The sequence below is a fragment of the Paraburkholderia kirstenboschensis genome, from assembly GCF_032806925.1.
Taxonomy (GTDB): Bacteria; Pseudomonadota; Gammaproteobacteria; order Burkholderiales; family Burkholderiaceae; genus Paraburkholderia; species Paraburkholderia kirstenboschensis.
This window is the reverse complement of the sequence record NZ_CP136512.1, coordinates 2,368,945-2,391,818: the sequence shown is the minus strand read 5'-3', so window position 1 is coordinate 2,391,818 and position 22,874 is coordinate 2,368,945. Positions and strand designations below refer to the sequence as shown.

Below are 22,874 nucleotides of genomic sequence, written 5' to 3'. Positions count from 1 at the left end.
AAATCCGCCGGACATCACAGCCGACACAATTCTCAAGCTTATGCCCGAACGGTCAGGCCACCAGAATCACGGCATTGTTGGAAAACGCGATGCATTTCGTCGACATGTCTCTCTCCATGCGAAGGCGCGCGATGCGCATGGGAACGTTGCCGGGGCAACGTTGAGAGTGTAGGCGGCGAAAGCGCGAGTTTTAAGGCGAGAAGATGACAGCGTGGGGAGCGCGCAATCGATAAGAGGTAGCGGGCGCCGCCGGTTTCTTGTCAATCAGGAGAGAAATAAGACTGTCATGTTTGCGCGCTCGTTTTGGCGAAACGGCCGGAAGCTCAGCGTGGGTCTTTTGCGGCTAAGACAAGAAGCTAATCCGCAAAAGACCCACCACTTTCAAACGCTTGATTTAGTGGCCGCCGTAAACGTTGCATTGAGGCTGATGACCACAGGTGACCCATCCCGAGTGGGTCATACTTCCGCTCGCACTGGCGTTCCCGGATACACCACCATATCCGGACGTGCCGGGAGCCGCACTGGTCGATGTGCCCGGAGAGGCACTCGTAGAGGTCGATGCAGATTGCGCATTTTGTTGCCCGGAATTGTCCTGAGCCTGCGCGCTCGCGAGCGAGAGTGCTCCCAGGAGCCCTGCAGACATGAGAAACGTCGTCTTCATGGCTTACTCCTTTTACGACGAAATCAGGGTTACAGTTTTTGCAGCCGCTATGACATAGCAGCGGGCGAAGGAGGCGGCGTGCGCGCACAAACAGGCGACGCCAGCGATTCCACCTGGTGCCGGAACCCGGTTGCGGCAACTGTGTTTCTGGCTTGGGCCTTCGACCGGGTACGGGGGAGAAACAGGTAACGCGGCAATTCCGCGATTGGCATTCGAGGCAACAGGAGCACCTGAAGAACTGCCAGAGGGCCGGTAAGCCCGGTGCGCAAAAAGGAGGGCGCAGTGCTAACCATAGTCGTATTTTTGAAAAAAGAAAATAAGCATTTTGTAATATGCCGCCCCGACCTACACACTGGATGAACGGTTCGACGGCTTCCGGAAACAAGACGTATCGAATTGCAGGAGACCTATCATGAAGCACTCACTGAAGGTTGCCCTGGCCTGTGCGACCGTCGCTGCATGCTGTGCGAGAGGGCCGCGTTTGCGGAGGGTGGTGGAAATGGCAATGGTGGGAGTGGCGGAGGCAACGCGCATGGCGCGGCGACCGCCGGCATGACCTACCACGGAGACCCTGTCTCGAGCGCACTGGATACGATGCACGGCGAAATGAACAACAACACGTCCGGGTATGGCGGCGTGTCCGACAGCTCCAGCGCAAGTGGTAGCTTGACCCCATCTGGATTACCTACCTGCGGTCATTTGCCACGATGCAACGCCGACAGCGGCCACTAAACAAACGAGTCGAAAAAACGGTGGGGCTTTCGCGGAATCGACTTGCCTCACCTTCGGGCGGCCATCTGTCGCATGGAAGCTGCATCAGTCGCTCAAGCGACAGCACTTTGATGGATGCTCGCCTCGTGGTCGAGGCCGGTTCCACTATTAGCGACACGTACCAGCACAGCCTGTTCTAACCGCGTGATGCGCATTCGTCTCGGTCTGCTGCTGCAGCGTAGACCGATGCCGCCGCGCCCGCAGCGTCCATCTACGATTGCTTGGCACCGCCAAACGCGGCTCGCGCCAAATTGCCTGCTTCTCTCTTCGAATATAGCCTTATGGGATTCTGAATCGTCTTCATCACAAGGGCGACGTTTCTCGTGAGCTGGACGTGATGCTACCACTGGTCCACAAAGTATCTGTCGGTATCCAACCTCGAAGCCGCGACTACAATTCCGATAGTCGAAGCGCACCGCAAGCGGTCGCGTCAACCTTCCCAATCAAGGAGGTTTTATGAACACGGTGCTGAATGATGACGGGCTCAATCTTCTCTTCTGTGAAGCTCGCACACATGCTACGTGGCTGAACCAAGCCGTGGTTGATGAAACACTGCGTCAGCTATATGACCTTTTGAAGTGGGCACCCACGAGCGCCAACTGCAATCCTGCAAGAATCGTCTTCCTTCGCACCCGGGAAGCCAAGGAACGGCTGGTACCAGCGCTCTCCCCTGGAAACGTGGACAAGGTAAGGAACGCTCCCGTGACCGCCATCATCGCCTACGACCTGAAGTTCTATGAAAAGCTGCCCAAGCTTTTTCCACACAACCCCGGCATGCGCGACCACTTCGCAAGCACACCGGAACTGGTCGATACAACTGCGAGGCGCAACTCCTCTCTCCAAGGGGCCTATCTGATTCTCGCCGCTCGCGCATTGGGCCTTGATTGCGGACCGATGTCAGGATTCGACAACGCCAAGGTCGACGAGGAGTTCTTTGGCGCTGGAAAAAGCGACCAAGACACCGACGAAGAGTTCTTCCCGGAGGGCCACATCAAATCCAACTTCCTGTGCAACCTAGGGTACGGTGATGCTTCCGGACTTCATCCACGCGGGCCGCGCCTTGATTTCGACCAGGCGTGCACGCTTTTGTGAACAGGTCCGTCTTCAGAGCGCCCGATGAACCCGCAAAACGACGGGCTAGCCGGTAGCCGGCCCGTTGCTTTTGCTTTTCTATCAGAAGGCAAGGCCAGTCAGCTGCTAGACCAGACTTGTGCATACTCCGCCTTCGCAGTTGGCCTAGGCGACACGCAGCATGGCCCGAGCCATCCAAAAGTCTTGCAGCCAGCTGCCTGACCAGAGCTGGACCGTGAGCGAGATTGTATTCATCACGGGTGACGTATCAGCGGACTCCATGTCGGGGCTCGATGGTATCCGAAGCTCGTCATCACCGACTGGGAAATGCCGGAAATGGATGGTGCAGAGCTTTGCCGCCGCCTCACATGCCAGCCGGCGTTCCCGAAACACCGGTGCTTATGTTGTCAGCCAGGCCAGAGCCCGCGTATGTGACTCGTTGTTGGACTGCATTCCTTCGCAAGCCGGCTGCGATGGAAGAGCTGCGGCGCACCATCGATGCGTTCCTGGTTGAACGCTTGGCGGACGCGTGCGGGGGACTTGCGCTTCCGAGTACCTGGGACCGTCCCGCTGGCGCGTGGACAAGGCAACCGCATCCAACGCCTGTGACGCGTCGTCGAATTGCCCCGCGACCAATGTCGAAAGTCCGACGTTGTGAGACTTCATAACTGCGAGGACGACGCTCGAGTGCATCCTTGGCTGCGTTCCAAAGGCTTGTCCAGAACATGTAAAAGTCAGGCCTCGCCGTGGCACGCGCGTTGCGCGCCGAAGGGCACTAGCTTCAAGGAGACGACCATGACAACTCTTGACCCCAAAACACAAGCGCAGACAGGCAGCACCGGCGCGAACATTGTCGGCAGTGGCGTTGGCGATGGGCCGGGGCCAGACGTGATGGCCGCGGCGACTCTGGATGACACAAAGGTGATATCGCCTGACGGAGCACACGTCGGCAAGATATCCGACATCATGCTCGACGTGCGTAGCGGCCGCATCGCCTACGCCGTTCTTGCCGAGGGTGGCTTTCTCGGAATGGGCAGCCAACTGCACGCGATTCCCTGGAGCGCGCTGACGCTGGATACTGACGAGAAGTGCTTTTTCGTCGATATAACCGCGGAACAAATCAGGAACGAGCCGGGGTTCGACAAGGACCACTGGCCCTCCATGGCGGATGCGCAGTGGGGCACGACCGTACATCAGTACTACAACCGCGACCCGTACTGGTCTGCCACCCGTGATGTCAGCAGAAGCGACGTTACGGACATTTGACGGCTCATTCGGGCAGGCAGCATACACGGTGGCTGCCGCCTGCCCCACATACATGCGCGGCAGTGCGTGCGATTTTTTGGGCAATGGACCGCTACTTCGGTCAAGGAGCACACCAATGGCGAAACATCGAAAGGAGCAGGGTCACAAGGTTGGCCCCGAAGACGACGCCGACAGGCAGCCGGCGAACGCGCCGGCCACCAGCGACGGTTCAGACGCATCTGGGAGCGCGGCTCCTGTCCTGCAGTCAGAGGACGACGAGTTGTTCGACGAGGATGCGCCAGAGTAGGCGCTGCGCGGAAAGACAGTTTCCAGCCACAGAGCGACCGGCTTGTTAAGGACGCTTTGCGCGCTCAACTCACTACAAACGCCGCAGGCTCCTCAAGAGCGCGGTTGTGGGCGGAGTCGCCGGGCATTACGCGGGCACCAGGCTGTCGTTGGTGCGGTGGGTGGCGGTATGGTCGGCAGACATGTCGCGAAGCAGCACGCTCAACAGCAAGCCGCGCAACGCCCGGCACCAAAGTCGCAAGAGAACGTCGTCGGCTTGGTGTGCCGGTGGAAACGGAAAATCGCCGGTCCACCGGGCACCTAACCACTACGTTCAGGTCGTCAACTCGGCGTCAGACTCGACTGTCGCCACCGGAGCGGGCACCGCTACGCTGTGGCGCGGCGCATTTTCCGCCGATGCCGTCTTAGCCCGCACGCTCCCGCCCAGGGCTTTCTTGGGGACCACTTTCTTCACCGCAACCTTTTTCGTCGGTGCGGTCTTTTTCGCCGGCGCTTTCTTTGCCGGCATCTTCGTGCCCACGACCTTCTTGGCAGCATCTTTCCTCGCCGCCGGGGCCTTCTCGACAGCAGCCTTTTGCATCGGCTTCTTTTCGCCCGCCGTAGCGTCACCAATCAGAAACTTGCTGCGGTCCTTCGCATTGGCAATCCACGCCGGCGCGCGGCCACGCCCACTCCACGTCGCGCCGGTCTTGGGGTCACGATAGAGCGCCGGCTGGGAGCCCCTGACATGTTTCCGGCCTTCGCTGACTTTTTGGCAGCAGGAGTGGACGACACTGCGTTACTTTCAACCAAAAACTTAGAACGGTCCTTAGCGCTGGCAATCCAGCCCGGCGCGCGCCCACGACCCGACCAGGTCGCGCCGGTCTTCGGGTCGCGATAGTTAGACGGGTCGGTTGTAAAGGCGCCTTACCCGCTACCAGAACGCGGGACTATGCGGCGTGCACATCAACACCTCTATCGCAACTGCGATTGCCAATTGAGTCTTCCGGGCGCTCTCCGAGGAAGTCAAGTATCTCTGCCTTCGGGGTCGAAAACATCAGAGGTCTCGTTATCATGGACGTCTCCGGAGCCGTAACACCGATGGCAGAGCTGCCACCGCTCTCCGTCACATTTCGGGCACGTGACGGTGTTGGACGTGTGAGACACGTCTGAAACAGTCTCGACTTCGGTTATCTGCACCTTCCCCGTCCCGCCACATTTTTCGCACGTGATTTTTCCTTGGCCACCACATTGCTGACAGGTAGTCATCGTCTCCCCTCCTGGTGGTTAGGCGTACGTGACCATACTACTCCGAGCGCGTGAGAACACAGTCGGCATGGCGCGTGCTGCACGAAGCTCGACAACGACGAGCGTCGAAACACGCGCGAGCCACCCCGTCATGACGCCTCCCTTCTCCATGCGCGCGGCCCAGAAGCGCAGAATGTCGAAGCCCGCATGGGGCTCGGTGCTCCGGTATAGCGCGAGTCGGTGACCGTAGAAGCCCCAGTCAGGCAAGGGCATGCGCCACATTGCCGACGGCTACGCAATCTCTTCGAAGCTCATACCGGCAAGCTTCACGGCCGGGTACGCGCAGAATCCCACCGTACCGCGAAAGTCCGGTAGCCCCGAGTCGACACCCATCCCGACGCCAGCGGTAAAGCGTCCTTCCCGATGCCAAGGCAAATCCGCAAGTTCTGATGTCAGACCTCCAACCTTGACAAAACACGGTCGGCAAAGCTCCATGTTTGCGAACGAGAACCCGGGTGGCAACGCTTGGTTCGCGTCGCCTCGGACAGTAGTACGATATTCATTCGTCTCTGCGCCACGTTCGATGCGTCGCTCCGCGCTGGCGCGACCCTTCCGGATAAGGAGGACCTATGCGCGTGCTGATAGTTGGCGCAACCGGACTAATCGGCAAGGAAATCGTTCGACTGCTCTCGCCTGAACACCAGGTCATTGGCGCGAGCCGCAATGGCCCAGACCAGTTCGTGGACCTCACAGACAGAGCGTCCATCATCTCAATGTACCGGCAGCTCGGAACCGTTGATGCCGTGATTTGCGCTGCGGGCGCGGCGAAATTCGCACCGCTTGAAGCGCTGACGGATGAAGATTTTGCGTTCAGCCTGGCCAACAAGCTGATGGGGCAGGTCAATCTGGTCCGTTGTTCGGGCGGCCACGTTACCCAAGGTGGGTCCTTGACGCTCACCAGCGGCATTCTCTCCCTGCATCCGGTCACAGGGAGTGCCGTAGTGGGCATCGTGAATGCAGGGGTCGAGGCGTTCGTCCGGTCCGCAGCTCTCGAATTGCGGGGCAAAGCAGGGGTTAATGCCGTCAGCCCAGGCTGGGTTTCAGAAACGCTTGCCGCGATGGGACAGGCCTATTCCGCAGGTACCCCCGCCGCGGTGGTGGCCCAGGCGTACGACCGAAGTCTGGTCGAGGACATCACAGGACAGGTTATTCCAGTTAAGAAGTCGTGAAAGCAGCGCAGCCGTCCAGTAACGGCGGTTGGCTTCAGTCGTTCTGTTTTGACTCGCAGCAACGCCGCTTTTTGTACGTAACCAGGTACCAGGGCAAGTATGAAGGAGACGACCATGAACCTCGCCAGCAAGACGATATTCATGTCAGGTGGCAGTCGCGGTATCGGACTTGCCATTGCACTCCGGGCGGCACGTGACGGTGCGAACGTCGTGATTGCAGCGAAGACGGCCAACCCGGACCCACGGCTTGAGGGCACTGTACATACGGCGGCGGCGGCCGTGGAAGCTGCTGGCGGAAAGGCGCTTGCGCTGGTCGTCGACATTCGCGATGAGGAACGCGTAAAGGGCGCGGTTGCGAGGGCCGTCGAAGTGTTCGGAGGCATCGATATACTCGTGAACAATGCCAGCGCCATCCGGCTGACGGGAACGCTGGATACGCCCGTCAAGCGGTATGACCTGATGCACGGGGTGAACGGGAGAGGCACGTTTGTCTGTGCTCAAGCCTGCCTGCCTCACCTCCTCAATTCGCCGAATCCACATATCCTGACGCTGTCGCCACCGCTGGTCACCGATGCAAAGTGGTTCAAAGACTTCCCTGCATACGCCATCGCCAAATACACGATGAGCCTCTTCACGCTGGCGCTAGCCGGCGAATTCAGGGAGCATGGCGTCGCCGTGAATTCGCTGTGGCCGAGAACTGCGATTGCGACGGCCGCGGTGCGAAACGAGATTGGTGGTGCGGAGATGATGGCTGCGTGCCGCAAGCCGGAAATAGTTGCCGACGCGGCCCACTATATCTTGACCCGCCCATCCAGGGAGTGCTCGGGAAATTTCTTTCTCGATGACGAGGTGCTCCTGGCGGCTGGTGTCCGGGACTTCTCGCAATACGACGTTAAGGCTGGCGCAGCATTACAGGCAGATTTCTTCGTTGAGGCCTTGCCAGGCATGCTAGGGGCGGACAATATGATAAAGCCTGCGAATCGCTCATGAGATTGAGCGGACCACACAGCTGTCCCCGTCAACCTGATACGGCAAACCGCGCGCCCCGCGAGAACCGCCCATGGCCACGCTGCAATGAGCCAGAAGACAGCATTGACTTGCAGGCACTATAAACGCGTAGGAGGCAAGGATTCATTTCTCCAGGAGACGGTCCAGTTCTCGGCGGTCGTGGGTCGCACCTCACGCAAAAGAACGGATAAGCCAACGGTCAACTCTGTTGCCTACATCTGTGCGAGAAATGGTGGACGCAGGTCGATGCGTGTCACTTGGGCAGTCCCCACCCGACCGGCACTTTTACTTGGTCTACAGCAAAGGGGACGACCGCTGTTTCGTCGTCGTGCAGGACATCGGAACTGCGCTGTCGTTACCGTTCTTCCGCTCTGGATGTGGAACAACGGCGCCCTGTCCGAAAGCTCGTCGCTGGCACACGAAGCTCGAAGGCTGGCGCTCGAGCCACGGTCCCGCCAGCAAACGGCAAAATCCCGGGTATCAGTCGAGACGCCGTGCCAGTGTGTTCCGCCGGAGGCGATGAGCCAGCTGAGAGCGTACTGCCGCTTGCTAACGCCGCCGCAGTGAAATGCAGGACTGCATGACCCGCGCCGCTGTGTATTAGTTGTCCCGACTCATCGATGGTATTGCTACGTGCCGTGGTCGTCGTCTTGGCTGTGGCGGCAGGCGACGTCCTCAGCTTCATCGCTCGAACTTACATCTTCTCGAGCATGATTTAAACGCGACGGCATGGGCTTGCACCTCAAGCAAGGAAACCACGACATCAAACCTGAACCACCGCGAGAAGCGCTGGCACGTCGTCGATGACACGGCTCTGATGCCCCTTGCCCGTCGTGTCCTCAAGCAGTATCGCGCCTCCTGCCGCGACGCGACGTCGTTCACCGTCACTGGCCTCAAACTCAACTTCCCCGCTGAGAACAAATACCCACATGCACATGGGCGAAGGATGAAGGTCGCCGACCCATCCGCTGGGCGCGCGCAAAAATCCGAAGCGGGTCGCTGCCGCGAAATCCGACACGTCAAAGGGTTTAGCGGGGGGCGCGAAGTTGCGGGTTGCCAGCTGCAGGTTTACTGACCCAAAATGACTTTCGCCAATCGCGTCTGAAAACAGTTGTGAAAATGTCAGCGCAAACGCCATGGGTTTCCCCTTTCACGGCCTATGTTCCAGTCGGCATTCGACGTGCCACGTCAGAGTGGCTCAGAGGTCTGTGCTACTCAGCCCCGCGCGAGACGTCGGCCGCACAACGACTCGTGTTGAGTGTCCCGCCCGCCGGCCCGGGCGTCAAGGCACGGTGACGTAATGCGACGGCAACGCGCCAGCAACGGCGAACTGGGTCGCAGAGGTGTGCTGTCCGCTTCGCCGGACTATTTCTGCCCGTCGATGCTCATAGCTAGAGCTATAAGCTGCACTGCGTTGCAGCACTGCGTTAAGCCGGGCCAAGGTGGTTCCCTCTTTCCCTGCGCATGAGGCTTCCTTCGAGCATCCGCAGGATGCGGTTACCCGCCCTAAAAAGAGTCCCATCCATTGAATGGCTTTAATGTCTAAGAGACTCTTGGATGATACGAATGAGTAAAGACATATCTAGCGAATGAGGTTTTAACTTTTTCTAACGGCCACTTTAGATGGACGCGCGTGTCTTTGCGGGCGGATTGTTAGATGCGCCGCTGGTCGCGCCGGGACATCGTTTAGCGGAAGCCTCCAAGAGTGGTTTGTTGCCGCGATGTACTGCTCTCCGCAGCCCAACGGGCATCCGCGTCTGGCTCTGAAGCGAATCGCGGCATTAGAAGGCGGGTACCGAAGGAACCACCACGCCCCGGTTCGGGTCCACGAACACGGTCGGATTGCTGCCGCTCCCACTGAAGTCAAAGAGGCCCAGGATGCTACCGGCTGTTGCATCAAAGGAGCCACCGCCAAGCCGTTGGCTGCCGAGCCAGTTGTCTTCTATGAAGCGAACCACCGATGCCTGCGTAATCGGCGTGTGGTCGACGTAGTTCACCTTCGCCCAAGGCGAAATCACGATAAACGGAATACGTGTACCGGGGCCGCATCGGCCGTTCACCCTTGCGCCGTTTACACCTGCCTGAGCCGCACCCGCACCGCATTTTCCGGGGCCATTCAGTTGGTCAGCCTCAGGGTCGAACGACGAGTTCGTAGGATTCGCATAAGCATGGTCGTACCAGCCATCGGAGTCGTCCCACGCGACGATAACCGCCGTGCTCTTCCAGTGGGGCTGTTGCTGCAGGAAGTTGACTACCTTGACTGTGAACGCCTGTTCGTCAAGCGGGTCCGAATAACCAGCATGGCCGTCCTGGTACGCTGGTGCCTTGATGAAGCTCACCGATGGATAGTTCCCGGCCTTCACAGCGGCGAAGAAATCGTCAGAGTCGTACTGGTGATTTGCCGGGTCAACCGTCTTGCCGTCGGACTGCAGCGTGTAGCCGATGGCTGCCGTGGAGCTAGGACGCAAATGCTTCGGATTCGACGTCGATGCGTAGTACTGGAACCAGTTGTGGTGGGCGATGTAATCGGCTGTTGTGTGGCCGACCGCGGGCGTGACTGTGCTGCGCTCACAACCAGACGTGCCGTTGCGGTTGGACGTTGACAGGTTGAAGCCGCCCATAAAGCCACCCCAGGTTATGTTCTTCGCGTTGAGCAGGTCGCCAATGTTCTTGCCGAACATCAGAACCTGGTCGCTCCTGCTCGAGCAAAGGTCATTCGCCGGGTCGACATCATTGATGAGCGTAACGCCGCCATGGCCGTCGTTGACGTAGTACGAATCGGGGGCGGACCTCCGATTGAACGGCTGCTGGCTGGTCTTGACCAGTTGCACACCGTTAGTCTGGCCGGAGATAACCTCCAGCGCACCGGGCGTCGACGGACCGTACGTATCCGTGTATGCATTGTCGCTCATCGCAAAATGCTGAGCGTAGTTCCACATTGCAGTCACGGTGTTGCCGTCGAAGTAGCCCATAACCTGCCCGGTCGTGCGGGATGCGCCTACACCTCCGCGTGACCCTTTACCGGCGTACAACGGGAACAGGTCCGCCGCGCCATTGTTATAGGCCTGCTGCTCTGCCGTATAGGCGTGGTCCTGGTCGGCTGTGGCAGCCTGCATGCGGTCCAGCCGGAACGGATTCGCTGCGCCCGCACCGTTGAGCTTATTGATGAAATTTGGATTGTTAGTCAGCAGTGTGCCGCTCAGACCGTTAACCGCCGGAGTTCCCGCTGCAGCCCTAAAGATAGGTTCCCCCGACGGATTGGTTGCATTTGGGTAGGTGGCAAAGTAGTGGTCGAAAGAGACGTTCTCGTTGTAAATCACAACGAGGTGCTTCACGGGTGTGGTGGTCGGAAGCTGGTCTTGTGTCGACGCCGCGGCCAACGCGTTTCTGCTACCGCCCCATGCACATAGCGACAGGGTGAGAGAGATGCATGCAACGCCTCGCAGAACGGTTCTGAAAAACATTGGCCAACTCCCAAGAAGGTCTTTTGGCTAAATCTTACCTGTCTGATTTCCCAATGCTGCAATTAAAGTGCGGATTCGCACCTGCGCCCGCGACGACAGCTCATTTGGCCGCTAGTCTGAGGAAGAACAAAGCGCCCGCTCCGGCCATGGAAGACGTCTCGACGCCACGTAGCGTCGCGCGCCCGTTCTCGTCTGTCTCAACGATGACGGCAACTGGTACGTATTCCCGCAACCTGCCAACGGCGGAGTTCGACCACCGAGCATCCTCTCAGGCGGGGAGGGACCCAGCCCTCTGACGGCGGTCGCGGCTTCGCCGCAGTAAATCGTAGCGCTCACAATTCAGCGCCGGGCGCGGGCGAGCGCTTTGGCGCGATGCGCTGATAGCGGAATAACGCAACGGGCACTCGCGTAGCGTGTGTATTGTCATTGCGTTTTCGGGAAGCCAGCATATAAATAAACCAGTTCCTTGCGTCTAACAGTAGGTGGCACGAGGTCGAACTGACAGTGGTGGCCCGAGTGCCTTCTGTGTTGGCTTGCCGCCACCATGAAAGAGCACGGGCAATAGAACTCTGGGGTGACCTATGGCAGCGATACATCACGTTTTCGTTCTGATGCTTGAGAATCGTTCTTACGACAGCGTGTTTGGATGGTCAAACCTGACTGGGGTCACACCGGGAGGTGAGACCACAATCGCCAACGGACTGCCGGCGACGCCCATAGTCAATTTCGGACGGTCGGGGACGGCTTATCAGCTCGGAAAGGGTGCGCCCTACGCGCTCGGCTTTGACCCGGGGCACGAATTTACCGACGCCTGTGTCCAGCTGTGCGGGCTACAGGTCGCCAGTGGAGATACCGTGCGTAATGACTCCCTGGTTGTCGGTCCGAACGGCTATCCACCATTTGCGACGGACACTTCGACGATGGGCTTTGCCGCGACGTACGAGGACCATTCCGACGTAGTAGCCGACGCTTTTAACGCCTTTACACCGGACCAGCTCCCGGTACTTAACTTTTTGGCCCGCCAGTACGGTGTGTGCGATAACTGGTTCGCGTCGATGCCGGGACCAACGTGGCCGAATCGTTTCTTTGCCGTTGCGGGCACCTCGTCCGGGCTTGACCATTCTCCGAGTGACGCGCAAGTTGTTGAAGCGGTGTTCTTCAACGCGCCACTCTTCACTTTTCCGAATGGGACCGTTTTCTCAAAGCTTCAGGACTCCGACTGGCTTATCGTGCAAGGCGACGTTGCACAGGCCCGCGGTATTCACGGGATGCAAAATCTGCTCAGTCGTTTCGTTCGAATGGATGCGCTGCTTGCCCGGCTTGCTGATAATTCATTGACCGAAAAATTTATCTTTATCGAGCCAACGTACGATGCGAAGAATGACTTCCGGAACGGCAATTCGATGCATCCGGCTGGCGACGTTCGAAAAGGGGAAGCGTTAGTCAAGCAAGCGTACGATGCCATCAGTCGCAGCAAACTATGGTCAAGCAGTGTCCTGCTCATCGTCTTCGATGAGCATGGCGGCTTCTTTGACCATGTGACACCTCCGAATGCGGAGCCGCCGGGCTCGCCGGAAAATGGCCGCCTGAAAACCCATAACTTTGCGTTTGACAGGTTAGGCGTACGCGTACCGGCCATCGTCGTCTCACCATTCGTTCCTGCTGGCACCATAGACCATTCGGTGTACGACCACAGCTCAATTCTAAAAACAACGGATACGCTGCTTGGGCTCAACGGAGCGCTCAACTTGACGGCGCGCGGGCGCGCAGCGGACAGCTTCTCGAAGATGTTGAGCCTTTCTACCCCTCGCTCCGATATCCCGCAATGCCCGTCGCCCGTCGCTGCGAGCGGTGACTCGCGGCCCACGAGCGAAGGCGCTCCGCGGTCGAAGGACCCCTTTCTGCCCCTGTATGCGCATCGCTAGAACCGGCGGCTCACGCCAAGGGGCACCGGCGCCGGCAGACCGCAAGTTCCCATGGCAGCAGACGTTGTCAACGATTGATGTGGCACGAATGTCCGAGTACCACCGCACCCCGCTCGACTTAAACGAACGCCTGTGTTGTGTAGTCTCGATGGCTCATGCGGCCAATCGATGCTCATAGTACGGCCGGTCCCTGTCATCAAGAATCGCGTACATCGCGTCCAGATTCTTCGGGTCAGGGTTGAGCCACGCATCTACGTTTTCCGGCTTGATAGGGATGATGCACCGGTCATGCCCGGCAGCTTGAATCTCAGGAGGAGGCTCATCCGTGATGGCGGCGAATGAAAGCAGGTCCGGTTCCCCCGGCACGCTCCATCGTGACCACAGACAGGCAACATGCATCAGCTCCCCGTTGCTCGGACGGAACTCGAGAACGACGTTCTCATCACGCTTGTGAGTCTCTAAGTAGTGTGTTTTCGAACTTTGCCTTGCTCACATTCTCGTAGAAAACTTCGACAAGCAGGACGGCATGGGTATGCCCAAAGCAAGGTGCCCAGAAACCTTCGAGGCTATCCCGGCGCGCGTTGTAAGTGCCGGGAAACTTGAGGTCGTAAGACGCGGGCTTTCCAGCGATGCGGCAATGATAGCGCATGGGCTTGACGACTCGTTGCCCGTTCTCCATCACCATCACGGGCGCATAGTTGCCCGGAAAGATGCGCGCGTCGCGCGGTTGTGGCTCGGTTCGCTGCAGGTCCTCTAGCTTGCCCTTCGCCCAGGCAATCTTGTCGGTCGCGATTCGCTGGCTTTCCGTTGCAGCCTTAGTGAGCTTCGTCTGCAACGTGCGTTCGGCGTCGGCGAGCCGCTTGCGCTGTTTGAACAGCTCCTGTTCGAACTTTGTCGCCTGCATTGAAGCAAACCTGGCGATGAGCGCATGGACTTCGCGCCCTGCCTCATCATGCGGTTCGGCGAACGCGTCTTCCATGGCCTTGGGCATCGTCACTTTGCTGACGCCCTCCGCGCGCTCAAAGAACAGACGCGCGAACTCCTGAATGTCCATCACGCGCCAAACGTGCGCACAAACTTCCGATAATCCGCGACGACCTGAGCCGAGTAGCACATGAAAACCTCCGTTCTTTGCGAGCGTGATAAGCACTTACTGGGCCGCGGCCCTGCAACGCAACGTTCATGCACGACACTACCGTAATGAGTTCAGGCAAGCACTTCTTTCCGCTGACTTCCAGTCGCAACTTCGGCAGGCGACCCGCGCGAGAGACGCGCATGCCGCGACAGCAGAACCGGAGTAGGTTGAAGGGCAACCGCCAAGGGCTCCGCGCATGAGGGTCCTCGTCGTTTCACAATGTCGACGGTCAAACCGTCGGCTGATGGTCTTAAAGCGAGCCGCAACCGAGCGGGCGATGAATCCTGTGCCGCTGCCAGAGGCCGGACCATCACGAAGAGTGTTTCGGATGACTGCGCCGCTAAATGCAGGCGCCGCAGCGATGAGGCCTGCGCGTATTGCGCCCAGAAGACGAGCGCACCGCAACTGCCTGTCCGCAGAATCTGCTCAGCCGACCAAAGCGCATCTGCGGTCTTCTGCCCTCAGCAACTGTGCGATGTATCAAGCCAATTCATCAGCAAGTACCCAAAGCAGATACAGAAGAAGGTCAAATCGGAGACGTCCGCGGTAGGTCCGGTTCTGAGGGCACTACAGGTGGAGCAGCGCTCAGAATTACCTGATGGTATTGACATGTATCTCGCGCAGCTTCATCAAGAGCTCAGCGCCGATGTGGCGCCGCGCGGCCGTGATGGCAAGGTGACGGTCTTTGTTGTGGGCCGCTCCAAGAAAGACGCGTCCTGCATACCGTCGAACTGGCAGGCTCGCTATGGTCGACTTATATCGCTCGAATTCAGGACGATGCATCGCTCAAAGGGTGCCGAGGCTGATTATGTCTCCCAGCTCCTCCTGCGTAGCCAGATGAAATGAAGGCCCGTGTGTCTCGGGGATAGAAGCAAAAAAAAGCCCCTCAGACTTCCGTCGCGAGGGGCGCTTCCTTTCCAGCAGCGCGGTTTAGAGAGCGGCGTCCTTCAGCTTCTTCAGCGGGCGCACTTTCAAACGCACCGAAGCGGGCTTCGCGGCAAACCACTTGTCTTCACCCGTGAACGGGTCCTTGCCGAAGCGCTTCTTCTTTGCCGGCACGTCCTGAGCAACAACCTTCAGCAGACCGGGCAGCGTGAACTCCTTCGCGCCCTTCTTGTGGACCGACGCGAGCACCGTTTCTTCCAATGCGGCCATCAATGCCTTCGCCGCTTTCGGCTCGACACCTGCGCGCTCGGCAAGATGAATCGTGAGCGAAGATTTCGTGAACGAATCCTTGATGGGCTTCAGCGGCGTCGCCGCGACCGCCTTCTTCGTGGCGGGGGCCGCAGCCTTCTTCACCGTCGACGTCTTCGCCTTTTTCGCGACCGGGGTCACCGCTTTCTTCGAAGCCGGCTTTGCTGCAGCTTTCGTTGCACTCGTCGTTGCCATAAATTCCTCGTCATTGGTCAAAGGTTGGCCTGAGACCTTTGCCTTTGCATAGTCACCGACAATACGCAAAGGTCCAAATCCTCAGGCTGGCGCTAGCGTAGCAACCCGAACTTGAATCTGCAACGGGCGAACCCCTAAAACAAGGGGTTTGGCGCCGCGGGAACGCAAAAACAACGACCTGTACCCCTCCGGAGAAGGCTGCATTCACGAAGACGGCTATGCGAACGGGTTTGAAGCACATGCAAGAGTAGCAAACCCCTTGCACGAGTCCAGCGTCGGATGAGTGTGACGTTTATGACTTGTTCGTAATCTCGCGTCCATCCGTGCGCCATGGACACCCGCAACGCACCGCTGCTCTGTCGATGTTGTAAACCACATCGAAGGCTCGTAAACATGCGACGCATGTCCCAATCTGCGCCGCTTCCCACCACCGTCGCGCAGCTCCAGGCTCTGGTGCTCGAGCAGCAGGCGTCGATCGAGAACATGGTGCGGGAGATCGCCGCACGGGACGACGAAATCGAACGCCTGAAGGCGCAGATCGACAAGCTCAGGCGGATGTACTTCGGGAGCAGGTCCGAGAAACTGGCCCGGCAGATCGATAAACTCGAGGCGCAGCTGGAAGACTTGACGGCCGGTCAGGGCGCTGCGGAGACGCGGCGGCACCGAGACAAGACGTCGACGGCGCCGCCCGGTCGAGCGCCCACGCGAGAGCCGCTGCCGCCGCACTTGCCACGCGATGAAATCGAACTTACACCGAAGCCGGCTTGCCCCAGGTGTGCGACAACGATGCAGCGACTCGGCGAGGATGTTTCCGAGCAGCTCGCGCGCGTAGCGGCTGCGTTCAAAGTGATCCGCACGATCCGTTACAAGCTGTGCTGTCCTGACTGCGGCCACATCGAACAGCCCGCGATGCCTAGCCTGCCCATCGAGCACAGCATCGCGCATCCGAGCCTGCTGGCCGACATTGCGGTATCGAAGTTCGCCGATCACCAACCGCTGTACCGCCAATCGGAGATTGCGGCACGCGACGGCGTGACGCTGGATCGCGCCAGCATGGGCCGCTGGATCGGGCAGATCGCCGAGCTCTGCGGGCCGCTTGTTGAAGCAATCCAGCGCTACGTGCTGGTCCCCGCCAAGGTACACGTCGACGACACACCGGTTGCGGTGCTCGCGCCAGGCAACGGAAAGACGGTGACCGGTCGCTTCTGGGTCTACGTGCGTGACGATCACCGCTCGGGCTCGACTGAGCCGGCTGCGGTATGGTTCGACTTCTCCTCGAATCGCAAAGGCGTCCACCCTCAGACCCGGCTCGCCGCATTCCGCGGCATCCTGCAGGCCGATGCTTACGCCGGTTTCGATCAACTGTATGCGAGCGGCGAGATCCACGAAGCGGCATGCTGGGATCACGCGAGGAGGTACATCTTCGATGTTCACGCGCGCACACCGACTCCAGATACCCAGCAACTGCTCGAGATGATCGGCGAACTCTACAGCATCGAAGCCGACATCCGCGGCAAGGCGCCTGACGAGCGTCTGCGCTTCAGGCAGGAAAAGAGCAAGCCGTTGCTCGCGAAGCTCGAAGCGACGATCAGGGTGAAACCCGCGACGCTATCGACGAAGTCCGCGCTCGCAAAAGCAATCAACTACTCGCTGAACCACTGGGCGGCGCTCGTGTTCTATTGCGAGGACGGTCGAGTCGAGATCAGCAACGTGCTTGCCGAGAATGCGCTGCGCTGTGTCGCGCTCGGACGCAAAAACTATCTGTTCGTCGGCTCCGACAGCGGGGGCGAGCGAGCCGCCGCGATGTATAGCTTGATCGTGTCGGCAAAGCTCAACGGGATCAACCCGCGCGCCTATCTCGCATACGTCCTGACCCATATCGCTGGTCACAAGATCTCACGCATCGACGAATTGCTGCCCTGGAACGTGGCCGACAAACTGAAGCCGGCCACTCCGCCTACACCCTTAACCGGGTAGATCTGGATATTTGCGTGGATCGTGTCCACGATCGACGATCATGGACACGATCCCCCATGATCTATACGAATTCCACCACGACAGCACCATCATGCCTCACGCGCGCGCGACTGAGGAACTGGCCCAGCCGAGTCGCTTACGAAGAAGCAGCACTCAGGAAGAAAGCGAAAGCCGCTGAGGTCGTCGACAAGTCGAACAATCCGCAAGACGTCAGCAAGATCATTGATGACCAGTTGAGTGCTGCCCGCAAGCTCGCTGCCTCGGAGGCACGCGCCGCGGGCGCCGCGCGAGCGCGATCGACAGCAACCTCGCCGAATGCCGGAAATTCGGCGCCGGCGTTGACGGCCGACGGATTCATCAACGACGAACAGACCCGAAAAATCAAGGCTGAGTCCGACACGGCGAAGCGGCGAACCTGTGCGAGGCAACGATCCTCGTTTCTCGTCATGCCACTGCCTGGTTCATCTGCTTGCTTCCTGACATGAAACGCTTGGCCATTCTTCGCAGGTTTTGCGCAGTCGCCGCCATCAGGAATTCATCATGGGCGCCGCTTGGACCCCGCAGGCGCAGACGGTCCAACTTCAGAATGCGTTTGAGATGGGCAAAGAGCATTTCCACCTTCTTTCGCTCACGGCAAGATCGCTTGTATTCAGGCGTTTTCGCAATATGCCTCGTTTCGTCACGCGCAGCTTCATGGATGCTGCGGGCGATCTTGCGGAATGGTGTATTCGGACAGCAGCGATCCTTCATCGAACAGCTTTCGCAGTCGAACTGGCTTGCCCGATAGATGATCGTGCCAGCCTTCGTGACGCGCGAGCGCGGATTTCTGAACTTGCGCCGATCACTGCGTAGGGTGTGACCGGTGGGACAGCGATATTCATTGGCCAGTTCATCCCATTGGAACTCGTTGTTGGACAATGTGTTGTCCTTGCGCGTCGTTTTGTCCCAGACCGGAACATGTGGTGCAATTTCCTTCTCGTCGATCATCCAGGCAAGCATCGCTGCCGAGCCATACGCGGTGTCGCCTGCAAGACGTCGGGGTTTGAGATCGTGCCGCCGCTCAACGCGATCAATCATCGTCCTGGTTGATTCCACTTCGTGCGAGCGGTTCGCGGGCGTCGCCTCGACGTCAACGATGATCCCTGCCTGCAGGTCAATCAGATAATTGGTCGAGTAGGCGAAGAACGCCGGGCTACCCTTGGCGGCTGTCCAGCTCGCAGCGGGATCGGTCAGGGATATTCTCTTTGGAGGTGTCGATGTCTCTGCCTCCTCGACCGCGTCTGCGCCGGCCGGATTCGCTTCCTCTAATACCTTTAGATATTCCCGTACTGCGCGGCTCTGGTCCTTGACGCAACCCCAGTTGATGGGCTCAGTACCTGGGACACCGCGTGCAGGGCTTGCATCGGCCCTGATGATGCTTGCGTCAATCGCGAAACCTTCACCCTTTACGACCCCCTCGGACATGCAGCGACCCAGCACCGACTCGAACACATGGCGTAACACATCGCTATCGCGGAAGCGACCGTGGCGGTTCTTGGAGAAGGTCGAGTGTTCGGGTACGACGTCCTCCAGACCCAGTCGACAGAACCACCGATATGCAAGTTCAAATGGACCTCCTCGCATAACCTGCGTTCGGACCTGATGCCGAAGCAGTAGTCCACAATCAACATGCGGATCATGAGCTCCGGATCAATCGACGGCCGTCCCATTGGACTGTAGAACGGCGCGAGATGCTGGCGCAGATCGCGAAGGTCGAGGAAGTGATCAATGCCTCTCAACAGGTGTTCGCGAGGGACGTGACTATCAAGGTTGAACGAATAGAAGAGTTTGTCCTGTCCACTGCCCAGTTGACCCATCATGACGAATCACCCCCGTCGATCGATGTCTTCCAGGATACCGAACATTCCGAACCACGGGCGACTTTTTCAACACAATCCGGAGGCCAACCGCCGTTCGAAAGTGGATGGACCTACAGTGGCGACTGTCCCTTCCTGGCCGACCCCAGCCCGATGCCGAACCTCGCCAGTTATCCGATTGTCGTCCCTACGACGGCGTTCTCCGCGAATGCTGCCGCTCAATTGTGGCCGAACTCAATCCGCCTTAACCTATCACCTGGCCCCGAACCAAAAACCGCGCGATGCAAGCACATCCGTTGCGTCTCTTTCCCGGTGACGATCTGCGTGTCGCCCTCGAAGACGTGCTGCGCCAAGCCAAGGTGCCGGCGGCCTTCGTGATCCAGGGCATCGGGAGCCTCAGCGTTGCCCAATTGCGATTTGCCGGGAACGAAGATCCTACGGAGCTGCGCGACGATCTTGAAATCCTGACGCTCGCTGGGTCCATATCATTTGATGGAGCGCATCTGCACATGTCGGTTGCCGACCCGCGCGGTCGAGTATTCGGTGGTCATGTGGGACGCGGTTGCACGGTCCGTACAACCGCGGAGATATTGCTGGCCCTTCTTCCCGAACACCACTTCTCCAGGGAGCGTGACTTAAGTTCAGGGTTCATAGAACTCGTGATACGAAATGGGCCACCCATGGAGTAGGCTAAACGTATTCGTCCGGACAGCGTTGACGAATGTGGCCTTTCGACCCACTCGGGCCCCTCAACCCGGCGTACTCCCAACGGCGGCTTCCAAGATTCTTCGGTCGTTCAGGTCCGCACGGCGCGCAACGAGTAATCTCCTTTCGAGGCAACCGGCCGGCCCGACATCATGGATGGCCGCCGCTCATTGGCAAAACCGGACGCTAACGCAGCCGAGCTAGCGTTCGGACCATCCTGCCTCGCTTGCCCAAAAAAGCAGGATCTAAAAAGACATCTCAGCGAATGCAAACAGACCTAGGGGACGCCAAGTGCCGCGACTGGGCACTTTTTTAACGTTCGGCCGTCAATAGTGCGTGTATTTCGGACACTACGGCAGCGCCTTCCCCGACGGCGGACGCAACGCGTTTAATCGACGTCGAGCGCACATCGCCGATTGCAAAAACGCCTGAAACATTCGTCTGGAAGGCGAAGCGAGCGGCCGCTGACCCCGTCGAACCAGTGCAGCCGGTTATAACGAAACCTTTGTCATCAACCTCCACTCCGCATCCACGTAACCAGCCAGTGGCAGGGTCAGCGCCGGTAAAAAGGAAGAGGTGGCGAGTCGGGATTCGTGTACGACTCCCAGCCGAACAGAAATGAACCTCCGTCAGACTGTCCTCGTCGGACACGACAGATTCGATGGCAGAATTGCCATGAATTGTCACGTTGGCGAACGAGCTCACGCGATCGATCAGATATCTTGACATTGTTTCGTGCAAGCTCTCGCGTCGAATCAGCACGTGTACGTGTGCCGCATAGCTCGCCAGGAAGACGATTGCCTGTCCAGCAGAATTTCCCCCTCCCACCAGTACGATTTCCGAGCCTTGACAGAGACGACCCTCGATCGAGGACGCCCAATAGTAGACGCCACGAATCTCAGGCTCATTGAGGCCCCTGATCTGAGGGCGACGATAGGAGGCGCCGGATGCTATAACGACCGTCTTCGCATGAGCGCACCGACCATCCAGAAGTTCGACCTTGAAGGGCGATTCCGTGCAATGCAGTTTCGCCACTTCGGTAGGTATGACTATTTCCGCTCCGAATTTAACTGCCTGCTCAAATGCGCGGCTAACCAGAACGTGACCGGAGATGCCAGTTGGAAACCCGAGATAATTCTCGATCCTGGTGCTTGCGCCGGCCTGTCCGCCAAATCCCTTTGAATCGAAAACAAGCACTGATAGTCCTTCCGACGCGGCATACACGGCCGCACCAAGTCCGGCTGGTCCAGCGCCAACAATTACGGCGTCGTACGTGTCCGATTCATCGAAGCCGCAGAGAAGACCAAGCTTCGACGCGAGGAGTGTTTCATCGGGGTTGTGCAGGATAGAGCCATCAACCATCACGGCTAGCGGCATCTGTCTTTCTACGCACTGTGTTTTCGAAAGGAAATCGCGAGCCTCATCGTCCGTGGCCGGATCAAGGATCCGATGCGGATGATTCATGCGCCTTAGCAGATCTGCAAGGACGACGAGTCTCGGGTCGGTTGAAGATCCGACCAGGATCGGACCACTACCATCCTGAATCAATCCGACGCGTCGGAGAATGAACGCTCGCATGATCTCTGAGCCGAGCTGAGCTTCCGCGATCAGAAGCGCCCGGAGCTGCTCAGGCGCGATGAGGAACGCGTCAACGTCAGTGATGGCAATCGCATCAACGAGGTATGGTTTGCCGCTGAGGGTTGCTGTCTCGCCGAGAAAGTGCCCAGCACCGACCTCCTGAAAAAGGCGAGACTGCCCGAATCCGTTTCGTACGATCAAATGTACCGTTCCACGAGTCAAAATCCTCATGCCTTCGCCCTGCTCTCCGGCACGAAACATGAGGTCTCCGGCTTTCCAGTGTTCCGTCGTCCCCAAGCGAGCCGCCTTGGCTATCCGCGTTTCAGTCAAACGGGGATACATCTGATACCGACGCCGCTCGATCTGGGTGCGCTGCGCTGCCTCGACGGTTTCGTAGCCTTCGGGCGCTACACGGCCACCAGGTAATACATCGTCTTTCAACGTCATGGGAGTTTCTTTGCACATGGTCGACGTAATTTCGCTAGTTCACTACTCAACGACAAATCCGTTGGTTGGATCACCAAGTGTGAGGGGGCGCAGCAGCTCCAGATTGCCATTAGAGCGCCGGCACAACGCCGTCTTTCTCTATCAGAACCACGTGCGCTTCAAAGACCCCTTGCTGATCAGGAGTCACGACCACGATCACCTTCTTGCCCGATGTGAGGTCGGCTCGGGTCGCCGGTGCAAAGGTCACGACGGGCACGTTTTCCGGCACTGTCACCGTATTGCTGCCGCCCTTATACGAGAGCTGGAGTTCGCGACCGCTGGCAGCTGTAACAAGACTGTCCACGTTGGCATTCGTCATGGTGCTGTTGGGGCCAAAATCATAGGCAAAATGTCCTTCCTGTGTCCCACGCGCGGCTTCCGGAAAGAGCAGAACTGACGTAGCAGTCAGCTTTCCGTCCGGACCCGCAATTGCCGGCGTCCCGACATACGATCCCACTTTGACGTCGGAGAGTTTGACCGCCTTGAGAGCCGTTACGGCAACGTCTCGCTTGATTTCGATCGAAACAGTGTCACCGCTTTGGCGATGCACTGTCAGAACATCGCCACGAAGCGACACAATATCCCCGCGGATACGTTCGCGCTTGACGTCGGACGTCTGCGCGAACGAGACGCAGGTCAATGTAAGAGTGGCGAGAAAAACACACAGCTTCCTGTGCATTGACATATGAATTCTCCAGATATGCTGGGTGTCTTGCAGACAGTTAATCTGGCTCGGGATACACCGAACCAGTTGCCGGTGAGTGCGGCGTCGAACTGCACATGGCAAGCGACTCGCTGCGCGATACGTCGTATGTTGCAAACTAACCGGCCTCGCTCAAGA

At 58.7% G+C, this 22,874-nt stretch carries 14 protein-coding genes and 6 pseudogenes; 9 read left to right on the top strand and 11 right to left on the bottom strand.

Going from position 1 to position 22,874, the window contains the following annotated elements; translation table 11 throughout:
• The first annotated feature begins 1,888 nt into the window (after positions 1-1,888).
• The 4 genes and pseudogenes from RW095_RS19585 to RW095_RS19570 all read left to right on the top strand — a co-directional run bounded on the left by RW095_RS19585 (position 1,889) and on the right by RW095_RS19570 (position 4,358).
• Positions 1,889-2,524, top strand: a complete 636-nt coding sequence (locus tag RW095_RS19585) for a malonic semialdehyde reductase (protein WP_317017757.1) — start codon at positions 1,889-1,891, stop codon at positions 2,522-2,524.
• Positions 2,525-3,298: 774 nt separating this feature from the next.
• The gene (locus RW095_RS19580) at positions 3,299-3,769 is read left to right on the top strand and encodes a PRC-barrel domain-containing protein (RefSeq protein ID WP_317017756.1); all 471 of its coding nucleotides are present in this window, start codon (positions 3,299-3,301) and stop codon (positions 3,767-3,769) included.
• Positions 3,770-3,884: 115 nt separating this feature from the next.
• Positions 3,885-4,055, top strand: a complete 171-nt coding sequence (locus tag RW095_RS19575; RefSeq protein ID WP_317017754.1) for a hypothetical protein — start codon at positions 3,885-3,887, stop codon at positions 4,053-4,055.
• A gap of 56 nt (positions 4,056-4,111) precedes the next feature.
• Positions 4,112-4,358 (top strand): annotated as a pseudogene (locus RW095_RS19570) (hypothetical protein).
• A gap of 9 nt (positions 4,359-4,367) precedes the next feature.
• Here RW095_RS19570 and RW095_RS41520 read toward each other — a convergent pair.
• The 3 genes and pseudogenes from RW095_RS41520 to RW095_RS19560 all read right to left on the bottom strand — a co-directional run.
• Entirely contained in the window at positions 4,368-4,634 is a 267-nt protein-coding gene (locus tag RW095_RS41520; RefSeq protein WP_394365101.1) for a hypothetical protein, read from the bottom strand.
• Positions 4,635-4,685: 51 nt separating this feature from the next.
• A pseudogene (locus RW095_RS41765) lies at positions 4,686-4,939 on the bottom strand (H-NS family nucleoid-associated regulatory protein); the annotation flags it as partial.
• A 498-nt stretch (positions 4,940-5,437) separates the two neighbouring features.
• Positions 5,438-5,737, bottom strand: a pseudogene (locus RW095_RS19560) (hypothetical protein); the annotation flags it as partial.
• 173 nt (positions 5,738-5,910) lie between these two features.
• Between RW095_RS19560 and RW095_RS19555 the strand changes: the two are divergent.
• Both RW095_RS19555 and RW095_RS19550 read left to right on the top strand, forming a co-directional pair.
• Positions 5,911-6,510: a short chain dehydrogenase gene (locus RW095_RS19555; RefSeq protein WP_317017752.1), complete on the top strand. Its 600-nt coding sequence runs from the start codon at positions 5,911-5,913 to the stop codon at positions 6,508-6,510.
• A gap of 114 nt (positions 6,511-6,624) precedes the next feature.
• Entirely contained in the window at positions 6,625-7,500 is an 876-nt protein-coding gene (locus RW095_RS19550) for an SDR family oxidoreductase (RefSeq protein ID WP_317017750.1), read from the top strand.
• A gap of 781 nt (positions 7,501-8,281) precedes the next feature.
• Here RW095_RS19550 and RW095_RS19545 read toward each other — a convergent pair.
• Together RW095_RS19545 and RW095_RS19540 are read right to left on the bottom strand one after the other, a co-directional pair.
• Complete coding sequence (locus RW095_RS19545) at positions 8,282-8,656, bottom strand: cupin domain-containing protein (RefSeq protein ID WP_317017749.1); 375 nt, start codon at positions 8,654-8,656, stop codon at positions 8,282-8,284.
• 643 nt (positions 8,657-9,299) lie between these two features.
• Positions 9,300-10,982, bottom strand: coding sequence for a phospholipase C (locus RW095_RS19540; protein WP_317017747.1), 1,683 nt, complete (start codon positions 10,980-10,982; stop codon positions 9,300-9,302).
• Between the two features lie 581 nt (positions 10,983-11,563).
• On the opposite strand from RW095_RS19540, the gene RW095_RS19535 reads away from it, so the two are divergent.
• Positions 11,564-12,907, top strand: a complete 1,344-nt coding sequence (locus tag RW095_RS19535) for an alkaline phosphatase family protein (protein WP_317017745.1) — start codon at positions 11,564-11,566, stop codon at positions 12,905-12,907.
• A gap of 153 nt (positions 12,908-13,060) precedes the next feature.
• On the opposite strand, the pseudogene RW095_RS19530 reads toward RW095_RS19535, so the two are convergent.
• The 3 genes and pseudogenes from RW095_RS19530 to RW095_RS19520 all read right to left on the bottom strand — a co-directional run bounded on the left by RW095_RS19530 (position 13,061) and on the right by RW095_RS19520 (position 15,431).
• A pseudogene (locus RW095_RS19530) lies at positions 13,061-14,023 on the bottom strand (SOS response-associated peptidase family protein).
• Positions 14,024-14,113: 90 nt separating this feature from the next.
• Positions 14,114-14,497: pseudogene (locus RW095_RS19525) on the bottom strand (translesion DNA synthesis-associated protein ImuA); the annotation flags it as partial.
• A gap of 475 nt (positions 14,498-14,972) precedes the next feature.
• On the bottom strand, positions 14,973-15,431 hold the full coding sequence (locus RW095_RS19520; RefSeq protein ID WP_317017744.1) for an HU family DNA-binding protein: 459 nt from the start codon (positions 15,429-15,431) through the stop codon (positions 14,973-14,975).
• A gap of 402 nt (positions 15,432-15,833) precedes the next feature.
• Here RW095_RS19520 and tnpC point away from each other — a divergent pair, with 402 nt between their 5' ends.
• Positions 15,834-17,408: an IS66 family transposase gene (gene tnpC / locus RW095_RS19515; RefSeq protein ID WP_317019898.1), complete on the top strand. Its 1,575-nt coding sequence runs from the start codon at positions 15,834-15,836 to the stop codon at positions 17,406-17,408.
• A gap of 444 nt (positions 17,409-17,852) precedes the next feature.
• On the opposite strand, the pseudogene RW095_RS19510 reads toward tnpC, so the two are convergent.
• Positions 17,853-19,267, bottom strand: a pseudogene (locus RW095_RS19510) (IS1182 family transposase).
• Between the two features lie 278 nt (positions 19,268-19,545).
• On the opposite strand from RW095_RS19510, the gene RW095_RS19505 reads away from it, so the two are divergent.
• Positions 19,546-19,953 carry a PPC domain-containing DNA-binding protein gene (locus RW095_RS19505; RefSeq protein ID WP_317017742.1) on the top strand — a complete coding sequence of 136 codons (408 nt, stop codon included), beginning with the start codon at positions 19,546-19,548 and terminating at the stop codon, positions 19,951-19,953.
• A gap of 328 nt (positions 19,954-20,281) precedes the next feature.
• Here RW095_RS19505 and RW095_RS19500 read toward each other — a convergent pair whose 3' ends face one another.
• Together RW095_RS19500 and RW095_RS19495 are read right to left on the bottom strand one after the other, a co-directional pair.
• Positions 20,282-21,994 (bottom strand): FAD-dependent oxidoreductase, encoded by a 1,713-nt coding sequence (locus RW095_RS19500; RefSeq protein ID WP_317017741.1) that lies wholly within the window; start codon positions 21,992-21,994, stop codon positions 20,282-20,284.
• Positions 21,995-22,103: 109 nt separating this feature from the next.
• Entirely contained in the window at positions 22,104-22,718 is a 615-nt protein-coding gene (locus RW095_RS19495; RefSeq protein WP_317017739.1) for a hypothetical protein, read from the bottom strand.
• Between the last annotated feature and the right edge of the window lie 156 nt (positions 22,719-22,874).